11 protein-coding genes are annotated in these 8,980 nt (G+C 73.2%); 4 read left to right on the plus strand and 7 right to left on the minus strand.

Going from position 1 to position 8,980, the window contains the following annotated elements; all coding sequences use genetic code 11:
* Nucleotides 1–175 precede the first annotated feature (175 nt).
* The 3 genes from AC4H2S_RS17290 to AC4H2S_RS17300 all read left to right on the plus strand — a co-directional run bounded on the left by AC4H2S_RS17290 (nt 176) and on the right by AC4H2S_RS17300 (nt 3,644).
* Nucleotides 176–868: a response regulator gene (locus AC4H2S_RS17290; protein WP_186341538.1), complete on the plus strand. Its 693-nt coding sequence runs from the start codon at nt 176–178 to the stop codon at nt 866–868.
* Nucleotides 869–1,041: 173 nt separating this feature from the next.
* Complete coding sequence (locus tag AC4H2S_RS17295; protein ID WP_491498216.1) at nt 1,042–2,745, plus strand: GAF domain-containing sensor histidine kinase; 1,704 nt, start codon at nt 1,042–1,044, stop codon at nt 2,743–2,745.
* A 95-nt stretch (nt 2,746–2,840) separates the two neighbouring features.
* Nucleotides 2,841–3,644, plus strand: a complete 804-nt coding sequence (locus AC4H2S_RS17300; protein ID WP_491498217.1) for a siderophore-interacting protein — start codon at nt 2,841–2,843, stop codon at nt 3,642–3,644.
* Nucleotides 3,645–3,669: 25 nt separating this feature from the next.
* Here AC4H2S_RS17300 and AC4H2S_RS17305 read toward each other — a convergent pair whose 3' ends face one another.
* The 4 genes from AC4H2S_RS17305 to AC4H2S_RS17320 form a co-directional block, all read right to left on the minus strand.
* Nucleotides 3,670–4,479, minus strand: a complete 810-nt coding sequence (locus tag AC4H2S_RS17305; RefSeq protein ID WP_491498218.1) for a ZIP family metal transporter — start codon at nt 4,477–4,479, stop codon at nt 3,670–3,672.
* Between the two features lie 127 nt (nt 4,480–4,606).
* The gene (locus AC4H2S_RS17310; protein ID WP_491498219.1) at nt 4,607–4,873 is read right to left on the minus strand and encodes a metal-sensitive transcriptional regulator; all 267 of its coding nucleotides are present in this window, start codon (nt 4,871–4,873) and stop codon (nt 4,607–4,609) included.
* Complete coding sequence (locus AC4H2S_RS17315) at nt 4,873–5,097, minus strand: hypothetical protein (RefSeq protein ID WP_491498220.1); 225 nt, start codon at nt 5,095–5,097, stop codon at nt 4,873–4,875. Before AC4H2S_RS17315 ends, AC4H2S_RS17310 begins: the two co-directional genes overlap by 1 nt.
* Nucleotides 5,094–5,468 (minus strand): thioredoxin family protein, encoded by a 375-nt coding sequence (locus tag AC4H2S_RS17320; RefSeq protein ID WP_491498221.1) that lies wholly within the window; start codon nt 5,466–5,468, stop codon nt 5,094–5,096. The genes AC4H2S_RS17315 and AC4H2S_RS17320 overlap by 4 nt, the downstream gene beginning before the upstream one ends.
* A 294-nt stretch (nt 5,469–5,762) precedes the next feature.
* Between AC4H2S_RS17320 and AC4H2S_RS17325 the strand changes: the two genes are divergently transcribed.
* Nucleotides 5,763–5,948 (plus strand): DUF8730 family Cys-rich protein, encoded by a 186-nt coding sequence (locus tag AC4H2S_RS17325; RefSeq protein ID WP_491498222.1) that lies wholly within the window; start codon nt 5,763–5,765, stop codon nt 5,946–5,948.
* Nucleotides 5,949–6,051: 103 nt separating this feature from the next.
* Here the strand turns inward: AC4H2S_RS17325 and AC4H2S_RS17330 are convergent, their stop codons facing one another.
* The 3 genes from AC4H2S_RS17330 to AC4H2S_RS17340 all read right to left on the minus strand — a co-directional run bounded on the left by AC4H2S_RS17330 (nt 6,052) and on the right by AC4H2S_RS17340 (nt 8,685).
* Entirely contained in the window at nt 6,052–6,831 is a 780-nt protein-coding gene (locus AC4H2S_RS17330) for an SDR family NAD(P)-dependent oxidoreductase (protein WP_491498223.1), read from the minus strand.
* Nucleotides 6,832–6,913: 82 nt separating this feature from the next.
* Nucleotides 6,914–8,014 carry a TRAP transporter substrate-binding protein DctP gene (gene dctP / locus AC4H2S_RS17335; RefSeq protein WP_491498224.1) on the minus strand — a complete coding sequence of 367 codons (1,101 nt, stop codon included), beginning with the start codon at nt 8,012–8,014 and terminating at the stop codon, nt 6,914–6,916.
* A gap of 98 nt (nt 8,015–8,112) precedes the next feature.
* The gene (locus tag AC4H2S_RS17340) at nt 8,113–8,685 is read right to left on the minus strand and encodes a nuclear transport factor 2 family protein (protein ID WP_491498225.1); all 573 of its coding nucleotides are present in this window, start codon (nt 8,683–8,685) and stop codon (nt 8,113–8,115) included.
* Nucleotides 8,686–8,980 lie beyond the last annotated feature (295 nt).

Raw genomic sequence — 8,980 nt, forward strand, 5'->3', positions numbered from 1 at the left:
CGGCCGGGCGAGGGCGGCGCATCATCGGGGAAAGGCCGCGACCGCTGGTCGCAGGAGCCAGGTCGCTGACGGCATGCTAGACGTGGTTCGGGCGCCGCGGTAGTGCCGAACAACCGCCAACTCGCGTGACTTCCTACCACGTCACGGAGTCGGCGCACAGAGGTACTTTGGTCGCATGGCACAGCCTTCTCGGGCGGCGGCCGGCACGTCGCGACGCCCCGTCTCCGTCTATCTGCTCGACGACCACGAAGTGGTGCGTCGCGGGCTCCGCAGCGTCCTCGAGCACGACGGCGACATCGTCGTCGTCGGCGAGTCCGGACTGGCCCAGCAGGCGGCGCGGCAGATCCCTGCCCTGCGCCCGCAGGTGGCCATCCTCGACGTCCGGCTGCCCGACGGCTCGGGCGTCGAGGTGTGTCGCCAGATCCGCTCGGTCGATCCCGGCATCGCGGCGCTGATGCTCACGTCCTACGACGAGGACGAGGCGCTGTTCGCGGCCATCATGGCCGGAGCGGCCGGCTACCTGCTCAAGCGGGTCAAGCCCGCGGACCTCGCCGAGACGGTGCGCCGGGTCGCCGACGGGCAGTCGATGCTCGACCCCGCGGTCACCTCGCACGTCCTCGCCCGCCTGCGCGACACGCGCCCCGAGGACCCGCTCACTCGTCACCTCACCCCCAAGGAGCAGCAGGTCCTCGAGCTGCTCGGCGAGGGCATGACCAACCGCGAGATCGCGTTCGCGCTGCACCTGTCCGAGAAGACCACGAAGAACTACGTGTCGTCGGTGCTCGGCAAGCTCGGGGTGAGGTCGCGCACGCAGGCCGCCATCCTCGCCAAGAGCCCGCAGGCCCACCTCGGCGATCGTCACGGCTGAGCCATGCAGCCGGGGGAGACGGGTCGGACCAGGTTCCGCCGCCGCGGCGGCCGGTGCTGTCGCTCGCGCGGTCCCCGTCATGCCCGACCCCCTAGGGGTGAGTGTCGGACGAAGGAGACGCCGTCAGGGCGCATGATCATGTGACACAGCGACACATCTTGGGGGGAACAGGAATGCAGGAGATCTCGGACAACGTCGGGGGCGGCCCCCAGGCGTGGGGGCAGGAGAGGTCGACCTTCGACGACCTCATGCACATGGCCAGCCGTGGCGGCAGAGCCGACGACGAGACCGACCGGTGGGAGCGGCTGCTGGCTGCCGCGTCGACCCTGTCGTCGGGCTCGGCGCTCGACGACGTGCTCAACCAGGTGCTCCGGGTGGGGGCCGAGATCACCGGCGCGCGCTTCGGGGCCCTCGCCATCGCCGACTGGGGCGCGCCCCGCCCGATGCGCCTGCTCTTCACCCACGGCGACCTCGGCAGCCACGACACGCGGCTCGACGACCTGCTCACCCAGGGGCTCGTGGTCCCGCCCGACGAGGCCGCGTCACCCTCGGCGGCCGACGAGACCGCCGCCCGACGCCCCCCTCGCCGCGCCGAAGGGGACGCGCGCGACATCCTCAGCGTGCCGGTGCGCGTCGCCGACCGCGCCGTCGGGACGCTCTACTTCTCCGAGAAGACGAGCGGGCCGGCCTTCCTCGACCGCGACGAGCAGGTCGCACGGGCCCTGGTCGGCGTCGCTGCGATGGCCATCGAGAACTCCCGGCTCCACGACCAGGCCTCGCACCGCGAGCGCTGGGTCTCGGCTGCCAGCGAGCTCGTCACGTCCAACCCGGACGACATGTCCCTGCAGATCGTCGCCGACTGGGCCCGCGACCTGTCCGGTGCCGACGCCGCCTGGATCGCCTCGGGCGAGGACCCGGCCCACCTGCGGCTGCGCGTGGTGTCCGGCTTCGACGCCGACCCCGACGGCATGGCCGAGGTCGACTTCACCACCTCGCTCACCCGGTGCGTGACCTTCAGCGGCCGCCCGCTGAAGGTGCAGAACATCTTCGAGCACGGTCGCGGGGTCGACGTCTCGGCGGCGCTCGGCCACGGCCCCATGGCCTCCGCCCTCGTCGTCCCGCTCTACAGCTCCACCGACGGCGACGCCGCGGTCACGCTCGCGTGGGTGGACGAGGTCGACCCGGCACGCCTGCACCACGACGCCGCCCTCCCCACCCTGCTGGCGCAGCAGGCGCCGCTGGTGCTCCACGTCGCCCGCATCCGTCAGGACGAGAGACGCCTCGCCGTCCTCGAGGAGCGCGACCGGATCGCCCGCGACCTGCACGACCTGGTCATCCAGCAGCTGTTCGCGCTGGGCCTCGAGCTGCACAGCGCGTCGTGGGTCGAGGACCCCTGCGACATGGCCGCGCGCATCGACCGCGCGACCGAGGAGATCGACGACGTCATCCGCGAGATCCGTACGACGATCTTCCGCCTCGGCCCGGTCGCCGCCGCGTCCGACCCGCGGGCGGCCGTCGTGGAGGTGGTCGAGCGCGCCGCCCGGACGATGAAGGTGCGTCCGGTCGTGCGCTTCGACGGCCCCGTCGGGTCCGTGCTCGACACCGACCTGCTGCCCGAGGTCCTCGCGGTCATCACCGAGGCGCTGTCCAACGTGGTGCGCCACGCCCACGCCTCGACGTGCGCGGTCGACGTGGCCGTCGACTCCGAGGTCGTCGTGCGGGTGCGCGACGACGGGGTCGGGATGCCCGACGGCGTGCACGAGACCGGCGGGCTGGCCAACCTCCGGCTGCGGGCCGAGCAGCGCCACGGGCAGCTCCAGGTCGCGACGGCCGACGGCCGCGGGACCACGGTGACCTGGTCGGCGCCCCTCACCTGACCGCGGCACCGGGTGGCCGACGAGGCACGGCTAACCTGAGCCCGACGACGCGCCGCGGCAGCACCGGCGGGTCCCGGACCCTCAGGAGGGGCGACATGTACGGCGAGGTGGTCTCCACCCGACAGCTGAGCCCCCACCTGGTCCGCGTGGTGCTGGGCGGGCCCGGGCTCGACGGCTTCACGACGACCGGGAACGCCGACGAGTACGTCAACTGCTACTTCCTCCCCCCGCACGCCCCCTACGCGCCTCCCTTCGAGGACGAGGCGGTCCGCGACCTGCCCCGCCCCCAGCGCCCACGACCGCGCCGCATCACGGTGCGGAGCTGGGACCACGCGCGCCGCGAGCTCACCCTCGACATCGCCGCCCACGGCGACGTCGGACACGCCGGCCGCTGGGCGACCCGTGCCCGGCCCGGTGACCGGCTGCAGCTGCGCGGACCGGCGGGTGGCTACCACCCCCATCCCGACGCCGCGTCCTACCTGCTGGTGGGCGACGAGAGCGCCCTGCCCGCCATCGCGGCCTGCGCCGAGGCCGTCCCGGCCGGTCGGCCGGTGACCGCGGTGGTCGAGGTCGAGGACGCCGACGGCGAGGTCGCCCTGGACTCCCCCGGCGTGCTCGACGTCCGATGGGTGCACCGGGCGGGTCGCGTCGACCCGGAGGAGCTGCTGGCCGACGCCGTACGCGGGCTGACCACGCCGACCGGCCCGGTCAGTGCTTTCGTGCACGGCGAGGCGGGGGCGACGCGGGCCGTGCGGCGGGTGCTGCTCGGCCGAGGCATCGTCGAGGAGGCGATGCTCTCCTGCTCGCCCTACTGGCGTCGCGGGCTCGACGACGAGCAGTGGCGCGCGGTCAAGGCCGACTGGGTGCGCGCGGTCGCCGCGGAGGACGTCACCGCCTGACGCGTCCCGCGCCGCAGGGGCACGCTCAGGCCAGGCCGAGCAGCGCCAGGCTCAGCGCCATGACCGCCAGGCCGGCGGTGCACGCCGCGGCCACCGGTGCGGGCGGCATCAGCCGCAGCGCGCCGGGGATGAGCTCGGCCAGGCCGATGCGGAGCATGACGCCGGCGACCAGCCCGAACACCACCCCGAAGGCGGCTGCGGGCAGCACCGCCGCGAGCAGCAGGTAGCCGAGGAGGGCGCCGACGGGCTCCGCCATCCCCGAGAGCGCGGCGATCCCGACCGCCTTGCGACGCGATCCGCCCGAGCCGTAGTAGGGAGCGGCGACGGCCACGCCCTCGGGGACGTTGTGCAGCGCGATGGCCACCGCGAGGGCTAGCCCCGCGGCCGGGTCGTCCAGCGTGGCGACGAAGGTGGCCAGGCCTTCGGGGAGGTTGTGGGCCGTCACCGCGACCGCCACGACCAGCCCGCTGCGGCGTACGCCGCGCAGCACCTGGGCGCGGTCGGCCTCGCGCGGCCGGGGCACGGGGACGTCGTGCCCGGGCATCCCGTCGGCGGGGACCGGGACGAGCCGGCCCACGAGCACGGCCAGCAGGGCACCGGCCACGCACATCCCGGCGGTGGCGGCCCACCCGCCGGCCGAGCCGATCGCCGGGGTGAGCTCGGCGGCGCCCTTGGGGATGATCTCGACGACGGACACCAGCACCATCGCCCCGCCGGCGAAGGCCAGGGCGATGCCGAGTCCGCGGTCGCTCCTGACCTGGGGGTGCACGGCGACCAGGCCGCCGACTGCCGTGGCCGCTCCCGCCAGCACGGTCAGGGTGAAGGCGAGCAGCATCGCGCTCCACCGCCTCTCCGCGGGTCCACGCGCGTGTCCGGCTCTCGCACGCGACGGACCCTACCGGCGGACCAGACCCCGCGCCCCGGGACGACTGGCAGGTGGACCGGGTGGTGGCGACGAGCCCTCAGGCGAGCGAGAGGAAGAGCTTCTCCATCTTCTTGACGTCGAGGTTGTCGGGGCCGCCGTCGCCCTCGAGGAGGCACTGCTGCAGGCCGCTGGCCACGATGGCGAACCCCGCGCGGTCCAGGGCCTTGGAGACCGCGGCGAGCTGGGTGACGACGTCCTCGCACTCGCGCCCCTCCTCGAGCAGGCGCAGCACGCCGGCCAGCTGGCCCTGGGCGCGCTTGATCCGGTTGATGACCGGCTTCATCGAGGTGGGATCGAGCTCCATCAGTTCTCCTGGGTGCGTGCGGTGAGTGCGGTGGTCAGGCGCTGCGTGGCGTCGACGGCCTCCGGGTCGAGTGCGCCCGCGCCGGCCAGGCCCATCATGGCGTCCGGGTCGAAGGCACCGACGATCGAGGTGGTGGTGCCGGTGGCCCGCACCAGCGCCTGCCGGGTGACTGCGACGGGCTCCTCGTGGGGGAGGTCGACGCTCGTGCCCCGGGTGTGGCTCATGCGCCCTTCCGCTGGTCGTCGGCCCCGGCAGCGCGCAGCGCCGCCTGGACGTCGAGGGCGCGGACCTGGGCGACGAGGTCGTCGAGCGCGGCCGCGGGCAAGGCGCCGGGCTGCGAGAAGACGAGCACGCCCTCCTTGAACGCCATCAGGGTCGGGATGGACGTGATGTCTGCGGCGACGGCCAACTGCTGCTCGGCCTCGGTGTCGACCTTGCCGAAGACGATGTCGGGGTGGGCGGCGGACGCGGCGTCGTACACCGGGGCGAACTGGCGGCACGGGCCGCACCAGGACGCCCAGAAGTCGACGAGCACGATGTCGCGCCCGGTCACGGTCGCCCCGAAGTCGGCGGCGGTCAGGTCCTGAGTGGTCACGGGACCCCCCTGTTTCTCATCGGGTCAGGTGCGCCCACCTCAACCAAGATACCCCCCTCCGTATTCCACCGGCGCGCTCCTCTCCGGTCCGGCGCGTCCGACAGGACGAAGTCGCCGGAGAGCGGCGCGTCAGGCGTACGCCCGGCGCAGGGTCGGGCGTTCGTCCTGTCCAACGGGCCGGGCGTTGAGTTTTGGGATACCCCTGGGGGTATGTACGATCGATCGCGTTCGGGCCACCGCGCCGCTGCGGACCACATCCCCGCACCATCGCCCCATCGAGAACGGAGTCACGCCATGTGCCGACCCACCACCTGCAAGACCTGCCGCAAGACCACCTGGGCCGGGTGCGGCCAGCACGTCGCCGACGTGCGGGCCAGCGTGCCCGCCGACCAGTGGTGCAACAACGACCACACCCCCGCCGAGAAGGCCGCCGCCAAGGGCAGCGGGGGCGGCCTGATGTCGCGCATCTTCGGCCGCTGACGGCGGCGCGGCGGGGGCGTCCTGCCACCGGGTGCGTCATACGGACAGCCCCCGGTGCCGCTCGTCCCGAAGGTGGCGACCGCGCCGACCCTCTGCGTCAGGTTCAGGGTCGCAGCTGGGTGAGTCCGCCGTCGACCGGCACGACCGTGCCGGTCAACCAGCGCGCCTGGTCCGAGACCAGGAAGGCGGCCGCGGCGGCGATGTCGTCGGGCTGGCCGAAGCCGAGCGGGATGCTCGCCGCTCGGGCGGCCAGGCCGGCCTCGACGTCGTCACCGAACCGCTCGTCGTAGGCCTGCCGAACCAACGGGGTGAGGACCGTGCCGGGCGCGATCGCATTGACCCGGATGCCGAGGTGGGCGTAGTCCCGCGCGACCTGGCGGGCCAGCCCGATGATGCCGGCCTTGGCGGCCGAGTACGCGGGTGTGTTGGGCAGCCCCACCAGTCCCGCCGCGCTGGCCTGGAGCACGATGCTGCCGGCCTCGCGCTCGATCAGGTGCCGCAGGCCGGCGCGCACCGTCAGGAACGTGCCGGTCAGGTGCACCGACACGATCCGCTCCCACGCCGCGAGCGAGAGCTCGTGCGCCCTGCCCTCGCCCGCGATCCCCGCGTTGGCGACGACCGCGTCCAGGCCGCCGAGGCGCTCGACGGCCTCGTCCACCGCGGCGTCGGTCGCGGTCTCGTCGGTGACGTCGAAGCCGAACGCGATGGCCCGCCCGCCCGCTGCGGTGATCAGCCCGCTGGTCTCGGCCGCCGCTTCCTCGACCAGGTCGCAGCACGCGACCGCCGCGCCGTCGCGTGCCAGCCGCTCGGCGATGCTGCGTCCCAGTCCGGAGCCGGCGCCCGTGACGAGGGCGACCTTGCCGGCCAGTTCCTGCGTGTCCATGGATCTCCTTGGTCGAACGGTCGTGGTGGCCGGGCGCCGTCCGGCACCGGCCTCGTGCGGGGCGCCCGCGGGCACCCGCGAGTCACTGGGCGGCGCAGGTCGCCTCGGGGAGCTCGAAGTCGGGGAACTGCTCCTCCGCCGCCGCGACGGCCTCGCGGTAGTCGGCGATCAGCGCCTCGGCGTCGACGTCCTCCTTCTCGGCGTCGGCGATCCAGCCCGCCTCGGTCTCGGCCCCGGCCAGGTCGGCGAGGGCGGCCATCTCCGCGTCAGGCAGGACCGACGTCCGTCCGCCGGCCTCCTTGATCGCCGCGCAGGACGCATCGTTGAAGGTGGGCTCGATCTCGGCCTGCTTCGCCGGCATCTCGGCGCTGACCTCGAGCATCACCCTGCGCTGCTCCTCGGTGAGCGAGTCCCACCCGTCGCGACTCAACGCCAGGGCGTTGGCCGTGGAGACCCCGGTGCCGGTGCCGGTGAAGTAGGGCGCCACCTCGGGGAACTTGAACGACTCCGCGAAGCTGAACGGCACCCCGAAGACGCCGTCGATCAGGCCGCGGTCGATCGAGCCGTAGATGTCGGCCGCCGCGAGCTGGATCGGGTTCGCCTCGGCGGCTGCCAGGACCTGCGCGGGCCGCCCGATCGAGCGCAGCCGCAGGCCGGCGAAGTCGTCCACCCCGTCGACCGGCTCGGTGGTCGTCAGCGTTCCTCCCGCGGTGATCTGCCACGACAGCGGAACCATCCCCTTGTCGGACCACTCCCGGGCGATCGCGCCGCCCTCGTCCTCGGCCAGCGAGGCGAGTGCGGCGCTGACGGCCGAGAAGTTGGAGGAGATGAACGGCACCTCGGCGACGCTCGTGGCGACGAACTCGCTCGCGCCGTAGGACGTCGGCTGGATCTGGGCGATGTCGACCCGGCCGTCCGCCAGGCCCTGCACCATCTCGTCTGGCTTCAGGAGCGTGGCGTCCCAGTAGCGCTCGAAGGTCAGCTCGCCGTCGGTGCGCTCCTCGACCTCGTCGAGCCACCAGGACAGGGCCTGGCCGTGGGGGCTGTTCTCGGAGGTGACGTAGGCGAACATCAGCGTGCGGGAGTCGGCCTCGCCTCCACCCGCGGAGCCGCAGGAGGCGAGCAGGGCGGCGCTGAGCGCGGCCGCGGTGACCGACAGCGCGCGCGATCGTGGGATGGGCATGGAGTCCTCCTCGAGATGGACGTCGTCGGGCGCCCGGGCGGGCAGCCGGCGTTGTTGCTGCGATCGTGGTGCTGCGGGCGCGGTCCGCCCGCCGCCGCTCAGCGGCTGCGGCCGTCGTACCGCGTCAGGAACGCGTTGCCGTCGGCCGAGTAGAGCGCCTCGGGCCAGTCGGCGGGGCTCCGCTCCCCCGCCATCCGCACGGTGTCCCGCTCACCGAAGGCGGTGGCGACGTCGGTCATCGGCAGGTAGTACATGAAGCTCAGGCAGCGGTCCTGGAACCGCCAGCGCCCGTCCGTGCGGCGGTAGGCGTCCTTGTAGCGCAGGGCGACGTGCATCGGCACGCCGTTGCTGACGACCTCCGCGTGCGCCGCGACGAGGCCGGACGCCCGGTCCGGGTCGTCGTCGTCGAAGCGCACGACGTGCCCGTGCGTGAAGTGGTTGCTCGGTCCCAGCGACTCGAAGCGGCGCGCGTACGTCGCGACGACCTCGTCGGCGTTCCGCGCGCCGTACGTGCCGTCCTCGGAGCTCATCGAGCCGTCCTCGCAGAACAGCTCGCGGAGGCCGTCGAGGTCGCGCTCGTCGACGTAGAAGCCGTAGAGGACGGCGAGCTCCTGGATCTCCAGGCGGCTCTCGAGGCGCTCGATGCGGGCAAGGGTCTCGGTGTTCGACACGACAGTCCTCAGGTGGGGAGCAACCGGGGTCGACCGAGCTCTCACCGCCGCCCCGGTGCAGTCGGTGATATTGATGCACACTATTGGCAGGATTCTGAAGCGTCAAGAGGCGTTCTCGTGCGACCTGAGCACGGCACAGGGCGAAGGGCCTCGGGGAAGCAAAGTGGCCCCTGATCCGCGTTTCCGCAGATCAGGGGCCACTTCCTTTGTAGCGGGGGCAGTGTGCTGGTTCACGACATCCCGGACACCTGTCTCACGACATCCCGGACAGATGTCTCACGACATCCGCGACACC

The organism is Nocardioides sp. Z13_37 (genome assembly GCF_058355585.1).